This window comes from Sphingobacterium sp. UME9 (assembly GCF_014170215.1).
In the GTDB taxonomy this organism is placed as follows: domain Bacteria; phylum Bacteroidota; class Bacteroidia; order Sphingobacteriales; family Sphingobacteriaceae; genus Sphingobacterium; species Sphingobacterium paramultivorum.
Window position 1 is genome coordinate 748,009 of sequence record NZ_LZZP01000003.1, and the last position, 21,131, is coordinate 769,139.

Annotated in this window: 20 protein-coding genes; 17 read left to right on the forward strand and 3 right to left on the reverse strand. The window is 39.4% G+C overall.

Annotated features, from left to right (window positions below):
* Positions 1-5: 5 nt before the first annotated feature.
* Positions 6-962 carry a thioredoxin-disulfide reductase gene (gene trxB, locus A9970_RS04590; protein ID WP_075992486.1) on the forward strand — a complete coding sequence of 319 codons (957 nt, stop codon included), beginning with the start codon at positions 6-8 and terminating at the stop codon, positions 960-962.
* A 44-nt stretch (positions 963-1,006) separates the two neighbouring features.
* Here the strand turns inward: trxB and rnhA are convergent, their stop codons facing one another.
* A complete protein-coding gene (gene rnhA / locus A9970_RS04595) occupies positions 1,007-1,501 on the reverse strand; it encodes a ribonuclease HI (RefSeq protein ID WP_153845903.1) in 495 nt (164 codons plus the stop codon).
* 278 nt (positions 1,502-1,779) lie between these two features.
* On the opposite strand from rnhA, the gene A9970_RS04600 reads away from it, so the two are divergent.
* The 4 genes from A9970_RS04600 to A9970_RS04615 all read left to right on the forward strand — a co-directional run bounded on the left by A9970_RS04600 (position 1,780) and on the right by A9970_RS04615 (position 6,136).
* On the forward strand, positions 1,780-3,618 hold the full coding sequence (locus A9970_RS04600; RefSeq protein WP_182981480.1) for an alpha-L-fucosidase: 1,839 nt from the start codon (positions 1,780-1,782) through the stop codon (positions 3,616-3,618).
* Between the two features lie 160 nt (positions 3,619-3,778).
* Positions 3,779-4,234, forward strand: coding sequence for a hypothetical protein (locus tag A9970_RS04605; protein WP_182332168.1), 456 nt, complete (start codon positions 3,779-3,781; stop codon positions 4,232-4,234).
* 82 nt (positions 4,235-4,316) lie between these two features.
* The gene (locus A9970_RS04610; protein ID WP_182981481.1) at positions 4,317-5,006 is read left to right on the forward strand and encodes a Sir2 family NAD-dependent protein deacetylase; all 690 of its coding nucleotides are present in this window, start codon (positions 4,317-4,319) and stop codon (positions 5,004-5,006) included.
* Between the two features lie 32 nt (positions 5,007-5,038).
* Positions 5,039-6,136 carry a DUF2891 domain-containing protein gene (locus tag A9970_RS04615; RefSeq protein ID WP_182981482.1) on the forward strand — a complete coding sequence of 366 codons (1,098 nt, stop codon included), beginning with the start codon at positions 5,039-5,041 and terminating at the stop codon, positions 6,134-6,136.
* Here A9970_RS04615 and A9970_RS04620 read toward each other — a convergent pair.
* Positions 6,125-6,490 (reverse strand): helix-turn-helix domain-containing protein, encoded by a 366-nt coding sequence (locus A9970_RS04620; protein ID WP_182981483.1) that lies wholly within the window; start codon positions 6,488-6,490, stop codon positions 6,125-6,127. The genes A9970_RS04615 and A9970_RS04620 overlap by 12 nt on opposite strands.
* A 91-nt stretch (positions 6,491-6,581) precedes the next feature.
* Between A9970_RS04620 and A9970_RS04625 the strand changes: the two genes are divergently transcribed.
* The 4 genes from A9970_RS04625 to A9970_RS04640 all read left to right on the forward strand — a co-directional run bounded on the left by A9970_RS04625 (position 6,582) and on the right by A9970_RS04640 (position 11,232).
* Positions 6,582-6,953: a DoxX family protein gene (locus A9970_RS04625; RefSeq protein WP_182981484.1), complete on the forward strand. Its 372-nt coding sequence runs from the start codon at positions 6,582-6,584 to the stop codon at positions 6,951-6,953.
* Positions 6,954-7,746: 793 nt separating this feature from the next.
* Entirely contained in the window at positions 7,747-8,454 is a 708-nt protein-coding gene (locus A9970_RS04630; RefSeq protein WP_182332162.1) for a hypothetical protein, read from the forward strand.
* A gap of 15 nt (positions 8,455-8,469) precedes the next feature.
* Positions 8,470-10,704 (forward strand): TonB-dependent receptor plug domain-containing protein, encoded by a 2,235-nt coding sequence (locus A9970_RS04635; RefSeq protein WP_182981485.1) that lies wholly within the window; start codon positions 8,470-8,472, stop codon positions 10,702-10,704.
* An 81-nt stretch (positions 10,705-10,785) separates the two neighbouring features.
* Complete coding sequence (locus A9970_RS04640; protein ID WP_182981486.1) at positions 10,786-11,232, forward strand: VOC family protein; 447 nt, start codon at positions 10,786-10,788, stop codon at positions 11,230-11,232.
* Between the two features lie 619 nt (positions 11,233-11,851).
* On the opposite strand, the gene A9970_RS04645 is transcribed toward A9970_RS04640, so the two are convergent.
* Complete coding sequence (locus tag A9970_RS04645) at positions 11,852-12,652, reverse strand: CPBP family intramembrane glutamic endopeptidase (protein WP_182981487.1); 801 nt, start codon at positions 12,650-12,652, stop codon at positions 11,852-11,854.
* 195 nt (positions 12,653-12,847) lie between these two features.
* Between A9970_RS04645 and A9970_RS04650 the strand changes: the two genes are divergently transcribed.
* From A9970_RS04650 to A9970_RS04685, 8 genes are all read left to right on the forward strand, one after another.
* Entirely contained in the window at positions 12,848-14,200 is a 1,353-nt protein-coding gene (locus A9970_RS04650; RefSeq protein ID WP_182981488.1) for a Gfo/Idh/MocA family protein, read from the forward strand.
* Positions 14,201-14,331: 131 nt separating this feature from the next.
* On the forward strand, positions 14,332-15,258 hold the full coding sequence (locus A9970_RS04655; protein WP_182981489.1) for an NAD-dependent epimerase/dehydratase family protein: 927 nt from the start codon (positions 14,332-14,334) through the stop codon (positions 15,256-15,258).
* A gap of 331 nt (positions 15,259-15,589) precedes the next feature.
* Positions 15,590-16,423, forward strand: coding sequence for a phosphatase PAP2 family protein (locus A9970_RS04660; protein WP_182981490.1), 834 nt, complete (start codon positions 15,590-15,592; stop codon positions 16,421-16,423).
* Positions 16,410-17,930, forward strand: coding sequence for a phosphoethanolamine--lipid A transferase EptA (gene eptA, locus A9970_RS04665; RefSeq protein WP_182981491.1), 1,521 nt, complete (start codon positions 16,410-16,412; stop codon positions 17,928-17,930). Before A9970_RS04660 ends, eptA begins: the two co-directional genes overlap by 14 nt.
* 39 nt (positions 17,931-17,969) lie before the next feature.
* The gene (locus A9970_RS04670) at positions 17,970-18,659 is read left to right on the forward strand and encodes a hypothetical protein (RefSeq protein WP_182981492.1); all 690 of its coding nucleotides are present in this window, start codon (positions 17,970-17,972) and stop codon (positions 18,657-18,659) included.
* Positions 18,660-18,662: 3 nt separating this feature from the next.
* The gene (locus A9970_RS29010) at positions 18,663-18,824 is read left to right on the forward strand and encodes a helix-turn-helix domain-containing protein (RefSeq protein ID WP_409079948.1); all 162 of its coding nucleotides are present in this window, start codon (positions 18,663-18,665) and stop codon (positions 18,822-18,824) included.
* 96 nt (positions 18,825-18,920) lie between these two features.
* Positions 18,921-19,571, forward strand: coding sequence for an HD domain-containing protein (locus A9970_RS04680; protein WP_075992506.1), 651 nt, complete (start codon positions 18,921-18,923; stop codon positions 19,569-19,571).
* Between the two features lie 322 nt (positions 19,572-19,893).
* On the forward strand, positions 19,894-20,697 hold the full coding sequence (locus A9970_RS04685; protein WP_182332156.1) for a class D beta-lactamase: 804 nt from the start codon (positions 19,894-19,896) through the stop codon (positions 20,695-20,697).
* Positions 20,698-21,131 lie beyond the last annotated feature (434 nt).

Below are 21,131 nucleotides of genomic sequence, written 5' to 3' on the forward strand. Positions count from 1 at the left end.
GGATTATGGAATTCAAACAAGAAGTGGAGCATGTACAGTGTTTGATTATTGGTTCGGGGCCAGCAGGTTATACTGCAGCAATTTATGCTGCACGTGCGGATATGAAACCGGTCGTTTATACCGGTATTGTACCAGGAGGACAGTTGACTCAAACAACTGAAGTGGACAATTTCCCTGGTTATCCAAAAGGTATTACCGGACCGGTGATGATGGAAGATTTGCGTGAGCAAGCTGAACGCTTCGGAACTTCAGTACGTTTTGGATATGTGACTAAAGTAGATTTTACTGGTGAGGTACACCGTGTTGAGATCGATGGAACAGTACAAGTTACCGCAGATACTGTCATTATTGCTACAGGAGCTACAGCAAAATGGTTAGGCTTAGAATCTGAACAAAAATACAACGGTTTTGGTGTTTCAGCATGTGCTGTATGTGATGGGTTCTTCTTTAAAAATCAGGAGGTTGCTATTGTAGGTGCTGGGGATACAGCTGCAGAAGAAGCGACATACCTTGCGAAACTATGCTCAAAAGTACATATGTTGGTTCGTCGTGACGAGTTTCGTGCTTCTAAAGCAATGGTACATCGCGTCATGAATACGCCAAATATTGAAGTTCACTACAATTCTGAGGCAAAAGAGGTTTTAGGAGATGGTCAAGTGGTGACCGGAATACGTGTTATTAACAATAAAGACCAGTCTGAAAAAGATCTAGAAGTAACAGGATTCTTCGTTGCTATTGGGCATAAGCCTAATACCGAGCTTTTCACAGGTGTACTGGATATGGATGAAACAGGTTATTTAATCACAAAACCAGATAGTACTGCGACAAACATACCGGGTGTTTTTGCTTGTGGTGATGTTCAGGATAATATTTTCCGTCAAGCAATCACTGCTGCAGGTACAGGTTGTATGGCAGCATTGGAAGCTGAAAGATACTTGGCAGCTAAAGAAAGCGGCGAATAATCGCATTGGCATAAAAAAACGGGGCATTGTACAATGCCCCGTTTTTATTTGCCTTCTTCAATCTCAAAAACACTATCGATTTTCCAATTTGCCTTATCTTTGGAGGCCGCTACAGCTAAGCGATCACAACGCTCATTTAACGGATGCCCAGCGTGACCTTTTACCCACACAAGGCGTACGGTATGAAGCTTATAGGCACTCATTAAACGCAACCAAAGATCTTTATTCTTCTTTCCCGCAAAACCTTTTTGTATCCAACCATATACCCATTTCTTATCGATGGCATCAATGACATATTTGGAGTCAGAATATACGGTAACTTGCTGCTGTAGATTTTTCAGTGCCTCAAGGCCAACGATCACAGCCATCAATTCCATCCTGTTGTTAGTTGTTTTGCGGTAACCGCCCGAAAACTCTTTTTCGATAAGCTTGCCTTTAAAGGCTTCATTATCGCCTGTATAAATAGTTCTTAAGATGGTTCCGTAACCTCCAGGGCCCGGATTTCCACTTGAAGCCCCATCTGTATATAATTCGATCATACCCTCCAAACTTAGATAAATTTGCGTTTATATCCAATACCAATAGACATCAATTAAATAAGGAATAAGCCAAAACCTTGATTATCCTCGTATTTATTATTTGTATATCGCTATTTACTTTAGTTGCCACGGATTAAGGCATTAGACTTGCCCTGTTCGGAAGAAATTAGCGCTATTCTTGTGGTGCATACGTAATATATCCCTTACACAATTGAATTTTGCTGATTTATGTGTATTTTGCCGGCTTAAACTCGTTATGTAATCGATAAAATAGCTTTATGAAGTTTCGAAAGATTTCTCTTTTTGTTCTTTTGGCGTCTGCGTGCTTAAACGTTTCAGCTCAGAACAATGTATCAACGCAAAAAATGGATTGGTTTGAAGATGCCAAATTGGGTATTTTTATTCACTGGGGGATTTATTCTGTAGATGGAATCTCAGAGTCTTGGTCTTTCTTCAATAATTATATTAACCACGACAATTATATCAAACAACTTAATGGGTTTACAGCAAAGGATTACAAACCGAAGGAATGGGCCAAATTGATTAAAGAAGCGGGTGCGAAATACACCGTGATTACGACCAAACACCATGACGGAATCTCAATGTGGAATACGAAGGCTGATAAAGCGATCACTACATTACAAGACGCGGCTGCAAAACAGGATGTAATTACACCGTTTGTGAAAGCAATACAAGAAGAGGGCTTGCACACTGGACTTTATTATTCGTTGCCCGATTGGAGCCACCCATATTATGATGTTTTTACGCGCAATAGAAAGCGTTATGAATTGAAAGCCGAGCCTACGCGTTGGGATAATTATGTGAAATATTACCAAAAGCAATTGACCGAGCTATCTGAACAGTATAAGCCAGAATTACTTTGGTTTGATGGGGATTGGGAGCATAGTGCCGAAGAGTGGAAAGCGAAAGAGACCTTAAATCTTTTGCGGAAATATAATCCGAATATTATTATAAACTCGCGATTGAATCATCATGGAGATTACGATACACCTGAGCAAGGGATTCCGGTCACGCGCCCCGATGCTAAATTTTGGGAACTCTGTTATACCATGAATGATTCTTGGGGCTACCAACCCTTTGATAAAAAGTACAAATCACCCAATATGATCATCCGAACGCTGGTCGATTGTATTTCCATGGGTGGAAACTTATTATTGGATATTGGTCCAAAAGCAGACGGTACGATCCCTGAGGAGCAAATAAATATTTTGAAACAGCTGGGGCGATGGACGCATAAGCATGCGGCTGCGATCTACGGTACAAGGGCTGGTATTCCTTTTGTGAACTACGGCGGGAAATCTGCTTTATCAAAGGACGGAAAAACACTTTATCTGTATGTGTATGAACAGAAGCCCGAATTGCAACTCAAAGGTTTAGTCAATAATACGTCCATTAAAGGCGTTTCAGTAGTCGGTGATGCATCCGCGAAAGTAAGTGTTAAGTCGGAAAATGGAACCGTTCAAGTAGATTTGACGAAAGTAAACTTTGATCAGGATGTTACCGTGATTGCACTGAACTTTGCGGAAGCGCTCCGTTGGGCTGTGCCTCAGGAGACTGAAGTTACGTTGAAATCTGTGCTGGATAATAAGTTGACAGATCGTGCTTTAGGTCAGATCGCTTCAACACTGCATGCAGGAAAAAATATTTTTGATAATTCCGGATTAACCGTAGATGGCTTAGATACCAAATTGCCGAGTGGTAACGCGACTAATCCGACGGTATTGAAGTGGATTAAGGACCATGCCGAAGCACTTTACGAGACTGGAAAAGGCTTGCCTGAAGGACATTATGAAGGATTAAGTGCACTCTCCAAAGATCGCCAGACCTTGTATTTGTTTGTTGAAGGAAAACCTACAGGCCCAATTGCATTAAAAGGTGTTAAAAATGGAGTCGCTAGAATCCGGGTAGTCGGTGACGGTTCCATGATAAACCATGAGGTTTTCAATAAGCTCTATTGGAGTAGCATACCTGGTATTATCTACATTCAGACACCAGCGGAGCGCTTGGATAAAAATATGACAGTTATCGCTGTGTTGTTGGATGCGCCAATACAACTATATCGCGAGAAAGTGGGGGCTATCGAAAATAATCTTTAAGACGTCGGATAGCGCTTAGCGTTAAAAAAAAGCCTAGGATAACAAAATATCCTGGGCTTTTTTATGGGTGATGTAAACCATTCTGATCAATTTTGGGGGTATTCGATGCATTTTCTCTTGAATTGTGGCACGGAAGCATTTTTTATTATAACTTAGACCTATGAATCTAATCAAAGCTGTTTTGATCCCAATTATTGTTTTTCTTTGTATTTGCTGTTCTTCCGGTGACGGAAGTAAATCCGAGCGGTTGCGGGCAGATTCGTTAGTGAATGAAGTTGTCGATGGAAAGTTAAATATAGCAACATTAGCAGAGTCCAATGAATTTATGTATTTCAACGATAAATACTTTCATGAACAGGCAGATTTAAAGGTTATTCCAAAATTTGATAAAGTACAGATTCAAGTTGTTACTTACAGAATTTATCAGCATGTCAGACTGAAAAATAATCGTTATGAGTTCAATGTGCAGAAAGCTAGTGAACTGCATATTCCAAATAGCGCTTTTGTGTATTACCAACGTTCTTTTGATGATATGAACCGAAAGGCTGTCTTGAGTAAAGATTCTATCCGACTTGAGCTGCCGGATAACTATGCATCCTTGTTGATAAATGAATGATCCAGATCAGATCTATAGACATGATGAAAGTCATATAAAAAGTCAATCTTAACTATAATATAGCGTAACAAATAGACTTAAGATGGAAAAGAAAAATATTGTTGTATTGACGGGGGCCGGTATTTCGGCTGAAAGCGGTATACCTACATTTAGGGATGCCAATGGATTGTGGGAAGGGCATGACGTCATGGAAGTTGCTTCAATTGAAGGTTGGCACAAAAACCCAGCCTTAGTCCAGGAGTTTTATAATCTGAGACGGAAAGCGGCTTTGGTGGCACAGGCAAATGCAGCTCATTATGCGCTGGCAAGATTAGAATCAGCGTACCGCGTGAGTATTGTAACGCAGAATGTAGATCTGCTGCATGAACAGGCGGGATCATCTCATATTGTTCATTTGCATGGCCGCTTGGATCAGGCCAAGTCGTCTATCGATGATCGCTTGGTTTATCCCGTTGTCGGTGATGAGATCAAGATGGGTGATCTTTGCGAGAAAGGTAGTCAGCTGAGGCCAAATATAGTCTGGTTTGGAGAAGCTGTGCCAGCCATTGAGGAGGCCATAAGCCTGGTTTCGAATGCCGATATTTTGATTATCGTTGGAACCTCCCTACAGGTTTATCCTGCTGCAGGACTTAAAGAATTTGCGCCTAGTCACTGTCAAACGTTTTTAATTGACAAAAAAATACCTAGTGACAGGGCTTTACGTAATATACAGTGTTTTGAGGAGTCAGCGACAATAGCTGTTCCTAAGTTGGTAGAACAATTACTTTATTAAGTGTTGTATAGTAGTATATAAAATAGAGGTTTATGAAAAAAATATTAGGGATTATTTGCCTATCCGTTGCTCTTGCTGCATGTCAAAATAATTCGGAAATCAAAGTAAATACGAGTTCAAATGATCAGCCTTTGACCTTGGATAGTGTCCAAGCCAAGCATTTGCTCAGTTTGCCATTGCATTGCATCGAAGTGGAGTATCCCAATAAGTTAGGGCAGGTACTCGGCAGTGATAGTGATCTAAAAGCACCGCGCACATTACATCCAATTTTTTACGGTTGTTTTGACTGGCATTCTTCTGTACACGGATATTGGTCAATTGTGCATATTTTGAAGGAATTTCCAAATTTGGACAGTTCGGGTGAAATTCGCCGCCAATTGAACCGAAATATTACAGCGGAAAATGTGGCTGTTGAATTAGATTTCTTTCAAGATAAGAACAATAAGAACTTTGAGCGTACGTATGGCTGGGCCTGGTTGTTGCAGCTGCAGAAGGAATTATTAACTTGGGAAGATACAGATGCAAAACGCTGGGCATCGAATCTTGAACCGTTGGTGAAACACGTCGTAAAATCTTATCAAGAATATCTGCCCAAATTAGTCTATCCGATTAGAACAGGGTATCATGATAATTCGGCATTTGGCCTTTCTCTGTCCCTGGACTATGCAAGAAGTACGGGAAATGTGACGTTTGAAAAATCATTAATGACGAATGCTTCTCGTTTATATAGTCAGGATAAGAACTGCAACATTTCTTTTGAGCCAAGTGGAAGCGACTTTCTTTCTCCTTGTCTTGAAGAAGCCCTCTGTATGAGTTTGGTGTTGCAACAGGAGGATTACCGTAAATGGTTAAAGGATTTTATGCCAGATCTGTTTAATCCCGATTTCAATTTAGAACCAGGTATCGTGAAAGATCGAACAGACGGACATTTGGTCCATCTGGATGGACTTAATTTTAGTCGCGCAAACTGTTTAAACGGTATCGCAAAAGCGCTACCTGAGTTAAGTTACTTGCATAAGTTGGCAAATAAACATTTAAAGTACTCTTTGCCCAATATTACCACCAAGGATGATTATATGGGGTCACATTGGTTAGGTACATTTGCACTCTATGCACTATCAAAGCATTGATTCGGGGAGATTATCTTCTCCCCATTTATCCATTAGTGTTAATATTTCCTCGAGTGAATGGCCGAGCGCAGTTAATTCATATTCTACCTTTGGCGGGACTTGTTGATATACTATTCGAGTGATCAGGTTGTCCTGTTCCAGCTCCTTTAATTTAGCAATCAGCATACGCTCTGATATGCCTACGAGCTTTTTTCGCAACTCACTATAGCGGAGTTTACCTTCATTTAGCAGATAGGAAAGAATGTTGATTTTCCATCTGCCACCTATGGTGGCTAAGGTAAATGCAATACCACAACGATCTTTCCAGTATAGCTCATTGATGTGATTGGTTGAATTCTCTTTTCGCGTGTTCATACGAACTTTTTTGTTGGTATCATACAATCTTGTATGTACTGTTATTCATGCAAATTAATAAAGAAATTTGTAGGAAAACAAAAAGTATAAAATGGAAATGATTAAATCAGTCGCTCATTGGTTGAGCTATGCGTACTACCTTTATGTATTTGGTTATGCATCATTGTTCAAAGTGTTTCAGAAAAGCTCCATGATGCAAAGCATGCAGTCTCTGGGTTTTAATAAGACTTGGACGGACATTATTGGAATAGGTGAACTTATAGGAGTGGTATTGCTCTTAATAGGTTTGTATAACCCGCAATTTAAGAATGGGGCAGTACTGGTATTGTTCCCGTTTGCAGTAGCAGCATTTACAGCGCATATGGCACATCAGGAATATCATCATTTCTACAACTCATTGCTTATGTGCATACTCAGTATTTTACTGTTGGCCACAGACAGAACCTTTAAAATTATACTTTAAATAACCTGGACTATCCTTGTTTATTTATGGCCGATAGCCAAAAAAAAATGAATAGTAGGTGAGAATGTGAAGTCGTGATTTGTGCTAGTTTGAGTCTGTTGGTTTATTCGTAAAAGCCTTGTTTTTTTATATTTTATTGGTTTATTATCGGTTTAAGCGAAGTTTTTTTCTTATTTATCTAGCTGTCTTTTCTTTTTCTAGGTTATAAAAAGGCTATAAAATTCAAGATTTGTGCTACTCTATAAGGTCAAACTTATAATAAATTTGATCTATCAATCCCATAGGGATGTGACATGCTATGTATAGGTATATAAGACATCTTTTAATGTTATTGTCCATTGTTTTTTCCTGTATGTTTATTACAGGTAAAATAAACAAGGATGTCTTTTCACATGCTGCCTATAAAAACGCGTCAAAACCGTCAATAGCTTCATCACAATCTCATTTCGATTTTTATCTCGGGTCGATCGAAGAATGCTCATTCGAATTGAGTTATGATCAACATTTAGCATATGCCGTTCGGCTCTGTGCTTTGGGACTGATTCTGCCTATTTTCTTGCTATTTACGGATAAGAAGTCGTGGCATAGTTTTTATGAACTCCAAAATAAATATTTGTCTAACAGACTACCAGACAAGTGTATCCTATACCATTCCTTTAAAATTTTCGGTTAAAACCCTTTTTCTTTTGGTGAATATCATCGGTTGAGTCGAAACACGGCTATATAACCTATGTAACAAATCGTTGCTTGAAGAAAGCGGCTTAATCATCTGCTTTGCTATTAAATTATTTATATGAACACAACACTTTACGCATTAGCTATTACAGCTATTACGATCAGTTTTTTTCATACTGCATCGGGCCCCGACCATTATCTACCCTTTATTGTATTGTCCAAATCGAAAAAATGGTCGTTGGGGAAAACTATATTATGGACAATTATATGTGGACTTGGGCATGTTTTCAGTTCGGTCATCCTGGGGATTATTGGCGTTTATCTTGGATGGCAGCTCAATAAAATCAGCTGGTTACAGGACGTGCGTGGCAATGTTTCGAGTTGGGCACTATTTATTTTTGGACTTGGATATTTGATTTACGGGATCTGGAAAATGTCAAAGAAGCATTCCCATAAGCATTTTGATGTGCTGGGCGATGAAGTTTATGTGCATGAACATACCCATGGGAAAAGCGCATCAGGGCATCACCATCATCAAAAAACGAAGGTAACGCCTTTGGTATTATTTGCAATTTTCGTCATGGGACCATCGGAACCATTGATTCCACTTTTATTCTTTTCAGGTGCACACCGCTCAATGGCGGAGGTGATTACCCTGATTAGCACTTTTACCATTACGACAGTGGTAACCATGGTCGGAATGGTCTTGTTGGGAATTTATGGTTATAACTTGCTCAATACCGAAAAACTTGATCGATATGTACACGCCATTAGTGGCGCTGTCCTGTCAATTTGCGGTGCGGGTATGTTATTTCTGGGATGGTAATTTTTTAAATATTATATGAACAAACGTCAAATCACCTTTTTTATAGGCCTACTGGCTGCGACCCACAGTTATGCACAGCAACATGTGATTCAGGGAACTGTGAAAGATAAGGATAGTAAACAGCAATTAGAAGAAGTCAATATACGCTACCAACGTGGAATAAAGCATAGTCATACTGCATCGAATGGTGCTTTTTCCGTACAGCCGGGAACATTTCCGGACACCTTACTGTTGAGCAGGATAGGCTATCTCGATCAGATGTACATCCTAAAAGAAGCAAAGTCTCCTATTGAAATCGAGATGCAAAAAAATGAAGTGCAGTTGAGTCAAATTCAGGTGGATGCATTCAATAGCAGTAAAACATTGAGCAAAGTTGATTTAAGTAAGATTCCTGTTAATTCGGCGCAAGATCTATTACGGAAAGTTCCTGGGCTCTTTATAGCACAGCATGCTGGCGGTGGAAAGGCTGAGCAGATATTTTTGCGTGGATTTGATAATGACCATGGTACAGATATTGCCATTACTGCAGATGGTATCCCAGTTAATATGGTCTCTCATGCGCACGGTCAAGGATACGCAGATCTTCATTTTATTATTCCAGAAACGGTTAAAGATATTGATTTTGGCAAGGGGGCTTATTATGCAGACAAAGGTGATTTGAACACATCGGGTTATGTTAATTTTACAACCTTGGATCATTTGGATCATAATCTTTTTAAGGTTGAAGGAGGTTCTTTTGACTCATGGCGTACGGTAGCCATGCTCAATCTGGTGAATAACCATGAGCAGAATAAGTATGCCTATGCTGCAGGTGAGTTCAATTATTCGAACGGTCCTTTTGACATCAAGCAAAATTTTAGTCGTGTCAATCTATTTGCGAAGTATAATCAGTGGATCGATGAGAAACATTATATCAATCTCCAGGGGTCCATATTCAGTTCGGGTTGGAATGCATCTGGTCAGATTCCGGAGCGGGCCGTTCGGCAGGGACTGATTAGCCGTTGGGGGTCGATCGATTCTACTGAAGGCGGAAATACATCCCGCATGAATTTAGCGATGCAATATCGTGCGCTGATCAGTGATCAGGAAAGCTGGGAAAGCAATGTTTACTTGTCGCGCTATAAATTTCAGTTGTTTTCCGATTTCACTTTTTTTCTGAAAGATCCCATTCATGGCGATGAAATAGAGCAGGTTGATAATCGATACCTGTACGGGATTGAAAACAAATACAATCGCCAATTTCAGTTTGATCATAGTCAGCTTTCTTGGACATCGGGTTTTGGACTCCGAGTGGACGATATCAAAGATCTTCAACTGAACCATGTTTATCAGCGCGACGAATTATTGGATCGGCTTTCGCATATTTCGGGCGTAGAAATGAATCTGCATGCCTATAGCAATCTGGATTGGCGTATTGGTAAATGGACTATTAATCCTGCAATACGTGTCGATCATTTGATTTTCAACTTGCATGATAAGCTGAAAAGTGACCCCGCCGGACAAGAGGCTTCCGCGACAAGGATTAGTCCAAAGCTTAATTTTGGATATACGTTCAGTCATCGCGCACAATTATATTTGAAAACGGGTATGGGATTTCATTCCAATGATATCCGCGTGGTGATGGAACAACATGGAAAAGATATTATGCCCATTTCCTATGGTGCAGATCTTGGCTTGATCTGGAAGCCAACCGATAACCTCTTTATTCAGCCTGCTTTATGGGGGGTGTACCTTCAGCAAGAATTTGTGTATGTCGGGGATGAAGCTGTCGTAGAGCCTTCAGGGAAAACGAAACGTCTGGGGGCAGATTTGAGTTTACGCTATCAAGCTACCCCTTGGTTATATTTTGACGGCGACATAAATTATGCTTACGCGCGGGCGATTGACGAACCTAAAGGCGAAAACTATATCCCGCTGGTGCCTTCCTTAACAAGTACAGGAGGGGTATCTGTGAAGTTACCGCTTGGCATTTCGGCCAATTTGCGCTATCGTTATATGAATACAAAACCAGCGATAGAAGATAATTCGGTACGTGCTAAAGGTTATTTTGTCAATGACCTCCTGCTAAACTATGGCCTGGGAAAATGGAATTTTTTGGTGCAGGTCCAAAACTTATTTGACACCAAGTGGAATGAAGCGCAGTTTGAGACCGAGACTCGATTAAGAAATGAACAGCAGTCCGTTTCTGAATTGCATTTCACTCCTGGAACACCTTTTATGGTAAAAGCGGGTCTGAGTTATAAATTCTAAAGACTGGGCGCGATGGTAGCTTTAAAATTTTCCTTTGTATCTTTAATAGGGATTATAACTCCTTGTAAATAATGATGTATTATGGAAAAGAGTAAGTTACTTCGAATGGATAATATGGGTATCGTGGTGGAGTCGTTGGACAACGCGATTTCGTTTTTTTCAGAGCTTGGTTTATATCTGGAAGGGAGAGCACAGATTGAAGGTGAATGGGCAGGTAGAGTGACTGGTCTCGGTGCGCAGCATGTCGAGATCGCCATGATGGTGACACCAGATGGGCATAGCCGATTGGAGCTTTCAAGATTTATTGATCCAGCGATAATTGCAGATCATAGAAATGCTCCGGTCAATGCCTTGGGCTATTTGCGGGCAATGTTTACGGTTGAAGATCTAGATGATGTACTGCGGAGGCTAATTGGCAATCATGGCGCTGTCCTCGTAGGGGAGGTGGTACAATACGAAAATGTTTATCGCCTTTGTTATTTAAGAGGAGTAGAGGGATTATTGATTGGTTTAGCCCAACCGCTATAAGGTAAATAATTGAATCGAATCTTTGTGCGAAAAAAGAAAATTTAAGAAATTTCTATGTTGTACAAAATAAATAGAAAACTAAGACGTTATTGATACAAATACTTTTCATAAAATAGGTTAATATATGGCTAAGACCCTAGAGTTCCCCGCTCTAGGGCTTTTTTGTAATTATACGTGTAGGAATAACGAAGTTTAGCACAATCTGTTCGGATTGTGTTCTTTCCTGATCAATAAAGTGAAATTTATCTGCTTGATGAAAGCCATGGGGAAGGCCTAAGAATCTATTTTTTAGACTCTATTTTCAATGATGAACTCGTCATTACGTTCATGACTGGTTTTACAATTTTGCCCAAACTGGATGTAATTTAGGCAATTTTTGAACATGTGGTCATTAGTACAATCACACATAGGACGAGCAATATAATAACAGATGTGGTGTAAGGCGTTCTTCTCATAATACTTTTTTTTACTTAGTAGTTTACAAAAGCCGTGCCTTTATTTTTAGAACTTGCAGTGAGTCTGATTGTTGTAGCTTCGTGTCTACAGGATAGTCGATATAAAAAAGGGAATTATATGTTGGCAAAAGCTTTTAACGATGGTTTGTGCATCGATTTTGGGATTAATCGATCAGGCTACTATTGTTCCCCTGAAACGATGTTTTTTTTGATAGCATATAGACGATCAGAATACCTAAAAGCATTACGATGGTATAGGCAATAAACGCGATGTTTTCAGACTGATGTTCACTGCCCTTTGCAACACTTTCTACCCATAACCCTGTATTATTTTTAAACCCCAAAGCCCAATGGGTTAGGTTCCAGCCGAAGTGCAGTCCAATAGATAGTGCAATATTGCGGGTTCTTAGTACAGCAAGACCAAAAAGTACAGCTCCAAGTCCCGAACCCAGTACTGCCGCCTTTAGTGTAAAACCGGTAAATAAATGTTCTAAAATAAAAACAAGTACCATAATCGAAAAGGCTACAACAGTGCCGAGTTTATCTTTCAGGCGCCATAAGAAATAGGTTCTAAAAACCAACTCTTCCCGACAAGCGACGAAAAAGTAAAGAAGAATATGTATTGCCAATAATTTAGTGTCGATAAATGCCTGTTTCTTAAAAGATACTTCGGCAAAATTTGTTAGTATTATAACCATAAGGCCGACCATAACAATACCTAAGCATAAGCCAGCGCTAAAATTGAGCACACTCTTTTTGTTAAATCCTAACCCAATTTGAGAAAAACTAATTTTATCCCAAGCTTTAAACAGGTAAACTAAACCCAAGCTGAGGAATGTCGCGAGGCTGAGTGAAAGTAAATCGGGGAACATTGTTTGTTTGGTTATGCCTGCAGCGAAAGCAAACACCACGAGGGAGGCAAAGTAAAATAATATTACTTTCAAAAATACCATTTCTCTTTTCATGTCTTAATTGTTTAGCTCGATATGAATTTACGCTATTTTGGCTTAAATGAAAAAAAATGCTGTGCTACTTGTTGATCTTAAAGTGCAGGTCTTGTTCCTGTAGGTAGGTTCTTTTGCCTGTAACGTATTTTGCGGCTTAACACAGGTTGATTTATCGTTTGTTTTTTCTTATATTAGGCAATAAACCAATGAATTATGGCTATGGTCAATCTAAATCGGAGAAAATTTATTCAAGGAGCGGGGGCAGTTTTAACTTTATCAGCCTTAGAAGTTAAGGGGCTTTCATTTCGTGATGCGATTAAAAATTTTCGGGTCGGATTGATCGGTGCAGGTTGGTATGGGAAAAGTGATTTATTCCGTTTAATTCAGGTTCGGGATGTCGATGTCATCGCCATATGCGACGTCGACGACAATCAACTGCAGGAAGCTGGGCGGCTGATTAGTGAGCGTCAAATTTCAAAAAAAGTTCCAAAACTGTATAAAGATTATAGGCAGATGCTCGCTAGTCATAAATTCGATCTAATTCTCATTGGAACACCAGATCACTGGCACGCCAGACAGGCTATTGATGCGATGCGTTCGGGTGCTCATCTCTATTTGCAGAAACCGATCAGTGTTGATGTGCTTGAGGGGGATGCTATATGGCGTGCGGCAAGAAAATATAACCGGAAAGTTCAAGTGGGAACACAACGGAGAAGTACAGCCCATCTCATTGACGCCAAGAAGCGAGTGATCGATAGTGGCTTACTTGGTAAGATTTCGCATGTGGAAATGTGCTGCTATTATCATATGCGAAAAAACGGCAATCCACCGATCGAGCCGGTTCCAGATTTCTTGGATTACGAACTTTGGACGGGTCCAGCACCTTTGCGGGCTTATGATGGTTTGCCTCATGGTGGCTGGTGGCGAACTTTTATGGCCTATGGGAATGGAATAACCGGGGATATGGGAATGCATATGTTTGATACTGTGCGTTGGCTTCTGCAGCTTAAATGGCCCAAAAGCGTGCATGCGAAAGGTGGTATTTATGTGCAAAAAGGAGGGAAATCGACGATCGCGGATACGCAGACAGCCTTATTTGAATACGAAGATCTTAATTGTGTTTGGCAGCATAGGACATGGGGGGCAGCAGCAGACCCTGAATACCCTTGGGCATTTGTGATATATGGTGACAAGGGTACTTTAAAGGGAAGTGTGATGAAATATGAATTTATTCCAATCGGAGAAGGCAAGCCCATTCGACAGGATGTTATTTTAGAAAAGGAGAAGTTCCCCAAAGATTTGACGGAGCACCGAATCGAGTTGCATACAGCGCCTGCAACCAGACAACATATGCTTGACCTTTTATCGGCAATTGAAAATAATCATCTGCCTGTAGCTGATATTGAAGAGGGCTATATATCCACCGCAAGCTGCATTCTGGCAAACTTGTCGATGCAGTTGAATCGCCCCTTGATTTATGATCCAATACAAAAAATATGTGTTGATGATCCTGAAGCAACTCAATTACTGCAAAGACCGTATCGCAGTCCATGGCAACATCCTTAATAGCATAGGTCATGGGCACTGAGCAAAGTTGAGGTCGGGAGTTATTCGGTATTGAACCGCAACGGTGCGGTAAATTGAACAAATATCAATATATTGGTATCAGATGGTCACAACATAGAAAAAGGAATATTATGCAGACTATATTGGGTGCCAATGGACAAATTGGAGAAGAACTGGCGCGCAAGCTAAAGCGAAATTTTACTTCTGCTATCCGCATAGTCAGTCGAAACGCAAAAAAAGTAAATGATACTGACGAAGTTTTTTCTGCGGATCTATCGATCCGTGAACAGGCAATCGAGGCGGTGAAGGGGAGTGATATTGCCTATTTCACTTTAGGGCTTCCTATAAGTTCGGATCTATGGGAGGAACAGTTTCCAGCTATTCTTCGTCATGTGATTGATGCCTGTAAGATCAATGGTACTAAGCTTGTCTTTTTTGATAATACATATATGTATCCTCAAGACGATCGTATTTTGACGGAGGAAAGTACCTTTGCTCCTGTCGGAAGAAAGGGGAAAGTGCGGCGGAACATGGCAGAAATGGTACTTGCTGAGATAGCATCGGGCCAGCTTGAAGCCGTTATTTGTCGAGCACCTGAATTTTATGGTCCTGGCAAAACACAAAGCATTACCAATACCCTAATTTTTGATAACATCAAAGCGGATAAAAAACTGAAAGTGCCTTTACGGGTCGATAAAAAACGAAGTTTGATTTGGACTCCCGACGCAAGTCGAGCAACTGCACTTATCGGAAATACACCCGATGCATATGGACAGACCTGGCATTTGCCCGTGGATAAAGCGCATCCCACTTACCGGGAGTTTATCAGAATGGCAGCAGATATTTACGGTAGGGAATTCAAATATACTGTAGTTCCCAAATTTATCTTTAAAATAGGGGCTCTGTTCAATAAGCGGTTAAAGGAGCTTTTGGAACTTCTTCCACGATACGAACACAATAATCTATTTGATGATTCAAAGTTTAGAAATAGATTTCCTGAATTTGAGGTTACTTCTTACGAGCAAGGAATCGAACAGATTCAGCAAGACAAGTTTTAACTTATGCATAAATGAGAGCGCAAGCGACTTTGTTCACCTGGCAACAACCGCATCTGGTCATAATATTATGCTTGAGGAGCCAACTTTGGTCATCAGCGCTTTTTCACAGCTGCTGGGAAAACTGTAAGATAAGGAAACCGATCTTCAGCCTTGTGGCCTGAGATGAAGCAAAATACGTTGAATATCGGTTTTCTTTTATGATAAAGCTTTTTTTGAGGAGCAAGTGAATCAATAATGGGCACGGAATAAGAAAACCTACCCTGCATTTGTAAATTCTAAATTTCTACAGAATTCGTTCCGTTCTTTACGCGTTTAAAAAGACGCGTGCAAGATGAATATTAATTCGACGATAATCCATAATTATGCTAGGCTTAGAAAATCGTTGTTCTTTCTACCTATAATTCTGCTAGTTCTGCTCATTCTATTTCTTTATTTTAATCATGCATTGAATGTATACGGCTATACCGTCATTCAGAAGAGTAGCTTTTTCGCGATAAATGCTTATCTGGGGCAATATCCAAATCTTGAGTCCAATTTTACACAGTTTGGAGATTGTTTAATCAGTCTCTCGCTTTTGAGTGTCTTTCTGCGCTATGGTCCTAAATTATGGGAGGCGTTAATATCAGCATCTCTAATTTCTGCCTTCTTTTCAATCCTTTTAAAAGTACTATTTGCTGTGCCACGACCCGCAGCAGTATTTAATCATACTAGTTTTTTGATTACCGGTAAGATGCTTCTGGGGAACAATAGCTTGCCTTCTGGCCATTCTATCACGATATTTACAACGTTGACCGTTATCATGTATGCTTTTATGCCGCAACGATTGAGTTATAAAATAATGTGGTTTTTAGGTTTAACATTTATTGGGTTAATGCTTGCTTTATCTCGCGTCGCATTGGGGGCACACTATCCTTTAGACGTGGTCAGTGGCTGTATTATAGGATATCTTTCGGGGCTGTTCGGAATTTTTTTTAGCAGGGAATTTAAAACATGGAATTGGGTCAACAACAAACGGTATTATCCAATTTTCATATTATTGTTCCTCGTTTTCAGTATTGTATTGATCAATAGAATAATTAATGATAATTTGCTAATATTTTATTTTACATTTATCTGCTTAATTAGTGCACTTTATAAAATCATTACGGTTTATGCTAAAAAATAGCTTAAAATTAATTCATTTTGTCCTTTTCATGAGTGTGTTGAATTTTATATTCTTCCATTTTCCATTTTATACTTTTGTTTTTAATAATGTTGATTACAGCAGCTTTGGGGGTATTGTTCTGATCGGTAGTTTAATGGTTCTGATGCTGGTGATGAATGCTTTTGTACTTTATCTATTTTTTTCGGCGTCACGTCGCTTCGGGAAATCCATACTTGTTTTGTTCTTTCTGATCAATTCAGTTGCCGTTTATTTTGTTAACACCTATAGCGTTATTTTGGATGAAACAATGATCGGTAATATCTTGAATACCCGATATTCCGAGTCCAGCGGTTTCTTTTCCCTGAAACTGATCGTCTATCTGGTATTTCTCGGTATTATTCCCAGTATCTTCATCATTAAAGCCAAAATAGTAAAGGATAAACCAAAGAAGTTTTTTATCACTTCCTCACTTTCGTTATTATTTATCGTTATTTTAATATTTGCCAATGCGACTAATTGGTTGTGGATCGATAAGAATTCGAAGACTTTGGGTGCACTTGCCATGCCTTGGTCTTATACTGTCAATATTTCGCGCTTTTATATTCATGAATATCAAAAAAATAAGAAAGAGATTTTATTGCCGGATGCGACGATAACTGACCACAAAAAGACAGTCGTTGTACTTGTTATAGGTGAATCTGCTCGAAGAGATAATTTTTCGTTGTATGGCTATCAGAAGAATACAAATCCTCTGCTTTCCAAAACACCCAATCTTTATCATTTTGACGCAACTTCTTGCTCTACCTATACGACAGCTGGAGTAAAATGTATTTTGGAACATAAAAATACGGATGATTTGTACGAAATCCTGCCAAATTACCTCTATAGAAATGATGTAGATGTGATCTGGCGAACAAGTAATTGGGGGGAACCACCTGTACATATTAAAGAATATGAAACGAATGATCAACTTGCTACAAACTGTAAAGGTGAAGGATGTGCTTACGATGAGGTACTTTTAACAGGTCTAAAGGAGCGGATATCATCCAGTAAAAAAGATAAGATTTTTGTTGTGCTCCACACAAGTACAAGCCATGGACCAACATATAGCAAGAAATATCCCGCTCAATTCGAGCAGTTTAAGCCGGTCTGCAATAGTGTTGAGTTAGGGAACTGTTCTAAAGAAGAATTGATAAATGCTTATGATAACACCGTTGTTTATACAGATTATATTTTGCATAATCTGATTGAGGATCTAAAGCAATTGAAGGAATATAACAGTGCTATGTTGTTCGTCTCGGATCATGGAGAATCACTGGGTGAAAATAACCTGTATATGCACGGACTGCCGATGAGCATTGCACCAAAAGAGCAATACGAGATTCCTTTTATTGTCTGGGTGTCTGATCATTCAAAACAGTTGAAACCAAATAAAACCTTGACCCAAAATCATGTATTTCATAGTGTGCTGAAATTTCTGGATATGAAGAGCCCTATCTATGACGAGAATATGGATATTTTCAAATAGCGAGCAATAGAGATTGTCAAGGTTTATTGATTTTACAGTATGAAATCAGCTAAGAAGATTATAATTGAACCTGTAATAGATGATTCTTTTTCTATAAGTCGGATAGATCACCACCTTAACGATCATGAAACATTTAATAGACTGACCTATCATCGTATTTTTTTTGTCGAAACCGGTGCTGGCTATCTTTCTATTGATAATAATGTATTTGAGCTACATGACAATAGCATTTTTCTCTTATCCAAGGGACAGATCTATGCTTTTTCAGATCAGACTTCGGTAATGGGTTTTTCCATTTCCTTTGGAGATTGTTTTTGGCAAAAGACACCTCCGAGCGCAAGTAACTGTAAAGCTGTATTGTTCAATAACACCAGTGCAAATCCATATCTGAAGCCTAATACTACCGAAGTAGTGGGGCTGTTATTTCTATTCAATGCACTGTTGTCGGAATATTGTAGTCCTCAGTATATCAATCAGATGGATGCTCTTGCGGCGTTTTTGAAAATTATTATGATTAAACTTGCGAACGTTAAACTGACCGCGGAAGCAACTTTCGATAGTCAGGATTACATCTTGTATCGCAAATTTATGGAAATGCTCAGTGCACAGTTTGATCAATATCATGCCGTGTCGGATTATGCCAAAATGCTTCATATTTCAGCACGAAGATTAAGCGAACTTTGTAAACGATGTAGCGGGATTAAGGCGAAGGAGATCATTAATGGGTAGCTCATAGCAGAAGCGAAACGATTGCTGCAGTTTAGTGCGATAACAGTGAAAGAAATCGCCTATTCATTTAATTTTAATTCGGCAGAACAATTTAGTCATTTTTTTAAAAAGAATACAAAACTGTCTCCCCTGAACTACCGTAATCAATTTGTTGATGCAGATTGAAAGTTGCACACGGTAAATTTTGACATTTCAAACGTACTTATTGCTATTCCTATGGGGCTGTTACCATCATAACTTTGTCCTAAATATCTTAAAGTTATGGCAGTAAATCATCTAAAAAAAGTGGCCGGCATTGTTATTCCGGACAGTAAAATCGCAACGCAAGCGACAGCATTACTATTGGAACATGGTACTGAATTTATCTACAACCATTCGTTGCGTGTCTTCCTATTTTCATCTTTGAATGCAAAACGCAAAAATTTGGTCTACGACAGTGAATTGTTGTATGTAGCTTCCGTATTTCATGATTTGGGCTTAGTATCGCATTACAGCAGTGCAGATCTTCGTTTTGAAGTGGATGGCGCCAACGCCGCCCGAGACTTTCTAAAAAGCCATGGTGTAGAGTCGACGAAATTACAGCTCGTATGGGATACCATAGCACTCCATACAAGCATAGGAATTGCCGAACACAAAGAAAATGAAGTTGCCCTGATGTACTCGGGCGTTGGGCTTGATGTGATGGGAGAGGGCTATGCGCATTTAAGTGCCAAAAATAGAGAAGAGATTGTTCAAGCCTTTCCTAGGGATAATTTTAAAAAGAAAATTATTCCGACTTTTTTTGAAGGTTTTGAGCATAAGACAGAAACCACATTTGGCAATATAAAGGCAGATGTGTGCGCTTTTATGATCCCTAATTTTGAGCGAAAGAACTTTTGCGATTGTATTCTTCATTCGCCTTGGTCTGAATAGTAAGTCTAAGTCCGAGGACTGAATAACAGGTTCGGATCACATAGCTTTCGGGGCTATCTTGCTTTAGCAATAGTCCCGATCTATTTTCTCCTATTCAATACTATTGCAATAATCGATGACTGACTTCTAAACGAGCTAAAGCACATCTTGTATGTATATCATTTATTGGATATTTGAAATTGGTTAAATTTATGTCTTAACTTTATAAAGACTCTAGTATAGTTTTCAAGTTTCAATTTGTATAATGGCTTTTTAATGGTATCAACGTATGGTTTTAAATAGTATTTATCGGATGGTTTTCAAATCGATTTTGTTTATAACAATGACGGTGATTTCGTTTGACTTGTTGGCCCAAGCTCGAAATCCTGAGAAGAAGATCATTAGATCTGATTTTCAAAAATATTTTGATGAGTGTCATGTTAAGGGCGCTGTTGCACTTTATGACAATAACAAAAGAGCTTGGATTTTGTCCGATACATCGGACACACAAGTTGCAACATTACCTGCGTCAACTTTTAAGATTATAAATATGTTGATTGCCTTGGAAACGAAGACGATAAAAGATGAAAATAGCATTGTTCAATGGCCCGGATCAACAGATACCTTAAAATATGGCTACCGACCAGATATTTATAAAAATATCAGTGTAAAAGAAGCATTTACGGTGTCTGCAGGTTGGGCATTTATCGAGTTAGCAAAGAAAATTGATCGTTCTGTCTATCGGAAGTATCTTAAAGCTTGTAACTACGGGAATGTGGACCTTTCCGAATCAGGTCCCGACTTCTGGAATTTTGGTCCAATGGGCATCTCACCAATTAATCAGGTTGAATTTTTAAAAAAGCTTTATGATGGAAATTTACCTTTTTCAAAAAGAAATATGGATATTGTTAAAGGTGTCATGATTTCGGAACAAAACGCGGACTATACGGTTCGGTCTAAAACGGGCTGGACAATGGCCAATCAGATCAACACCGGATGGTGGATAGGCTATGTTGAACAAAAGGAAAATGTTTATTTCTTTGCAACGCGACTTATTCAGGACCGGAAGTTCAACAGCCCTGATTTCTCGAGCTGCCGCAAGGCGATTACACGGAAAATTTTTAAGGACCTAAAGATTTTGCCCTAACACCAAGGTTGATGGTTATCAGTCAATAAATTTTATCAGGACAATAGACAGATGGAAAATTTCAATCGAAAAAAGCATTGGGAAGAGATATACGAAAATAAGCCGCTGGAATCAGTTAGCTGGTATCAGCCTACCCCAGAAGTATCACTACATTTTTGACTGCTCGACAGGAGATTGAACGCTACATCGAAATCGCAGACCGAGCAATTGCAGTGGGAGGTGTTTTGGTTGTTGGAACCTTTTCTGAACAGGGACCAACGAAATGCAGTGGCATGACAATTAAACAATATTCAGCACAATCGATAAGCGATTTGTTCCAGACATATTTTAGGAAAATTGAATGTATAGATATTGACCATATAACACCCTTCGACACGAAACAGCGTTTTGTGTTTTGCAGTTTTCGTAAAGAGCTGTTATAGCAGGGTCGAATA

Excerpts from the sequence above, each read along its gene's own strand:
- trxB (WP_075992486.1), top strand. The coding sequence starts at position 6 with ATGGAATTCAAACAAGAAGTGGAGCATGTACAGTGTTTGATTATTGGT.
- rnhA (WP_153845903.1), bottom strand. The coding sequence starts at position 1,501 with ATGATCGAATTATATACAGATGGGGCTTCAAGTGGAAATCCGGGCCCT.
- A9970_RS04600 (WP_182981480.1), top strand. The coding sequence starts at position 1,780 with ATGAAGTTTCGAAAGATTTCTCTTTTTGTTCTTTTGGCGTCTGCGTGC.
- A9970_RS04605 (WP_182332168.1), top strand. The coding sequence starts at position 3,779 with ATGAATCTAATCAAAGCTGTTTTGATCCCAATTATTGTTTTTCTTTGT.
- A9970_RS04610 (WP_182981481.1), top strand. The coding sequence starts at position 4,317 with ATGGAAAAGAAAAATATTGTTGTATTGACGGGGGCCGGTATTTCGGCT.
- A9970_RS04615 (WP_182981482.1), top strand. The coding sequence starts at position 5,039 with ATGAAAAAAATATTAGGGATTATTTGCCTATCCGTTGCTCTTGCTGCA.
- A9970_RS04620 (WP_182981483.1), bottom strand. The coding sequence starts at position 6,490 with ATGAACACGCGAAAAGAGAATTCAACCAATCACATCAATGAGCTATAC.
- A9970_RS04625 (WP_182981484.1), top strand. The coding sequence starts at position 6,582 with ATGGAAATGATTAAATCAGTCGCTCATTGGTTGAGCTATGCGTACTAC.
- A9970_RS04630 (WP_182332162.1), top strand. The coding sequence starts at position 7,747 with ATGAACACAACACTTTACGCATTAGCTATTACAGCTATTACGATCAGT.
- A9970_RS04635 (WP_182981485.1), top strand. The coding sequence starts at position 8,470 with ATGAACAAACGTCAAATCACCTTTTTTATAGGCCTACTGGCTGCGACC.
- A9970_RS04640 (WP_182981486.1), top strand. The coding sequence starts at position 10,786 with ATGGAAAAGAGTAAGTTACTTCGAATGGATAATATGGGTATCGTGGTG.
- A9970_RS04645 (WP_182981487.1), bottom strand. The coding sequence starts at position 12,652 with ATGAAAAGAGAAATGGTATTTTTGAAAGTAATATTATTTTACTTTGCC.
- A9970_RS04650 (WP_182981488.1), top strand. The coding sequence starts at position 12,848 with ATGGCTATGGTCAATCTAAATCGGAGAAAATTTATTCAAGGAGCGGGG.
- A9970_RS04655 (WP_182981489.1), top strand. The coding sequence starts at position 14,332 with ATGCAGACTATATTGGGTGCCAATGGACAAATTGGAGAAGAACTGGCG.
- A9970_RS04660 (WP_182981490.1), top strand. The coding sequence starts at position 15,590 with ATGAATATTAATTCGACGATAATCCATAATTATGCTAGGCTTAGAAAA.
- eptA (WP_182981491.1), top strand. The coding sequence starts at position 16,410 with ATGCTAAAAAATAGCTTAAAATTAATTCATTTTGTCCTTTTCATGAGT.
- A9970_RS04670 (WP_182981492.1), top strand. The coding sequence starts at position 17,970 with ATGAAATCAGCTAAGAAGATTATAATTGAACCTGTAATAGATGATTCT.
- A9970_RS04680 (WP_075992506.1), top strand. The coding sequence starts at position 18,921 with ATGGCAGTAAATCATCTAAAAAAAGTGGCCGGCATTGTTATTCCGGAC.
- A9970_RS04685 (WP_182332156.1), top strand. The coding sequence starts at position 19,894 with ATGACGGTGATTTCGTTTGACTTGTTGGCCCAAGCTCGAAATCCTGAG.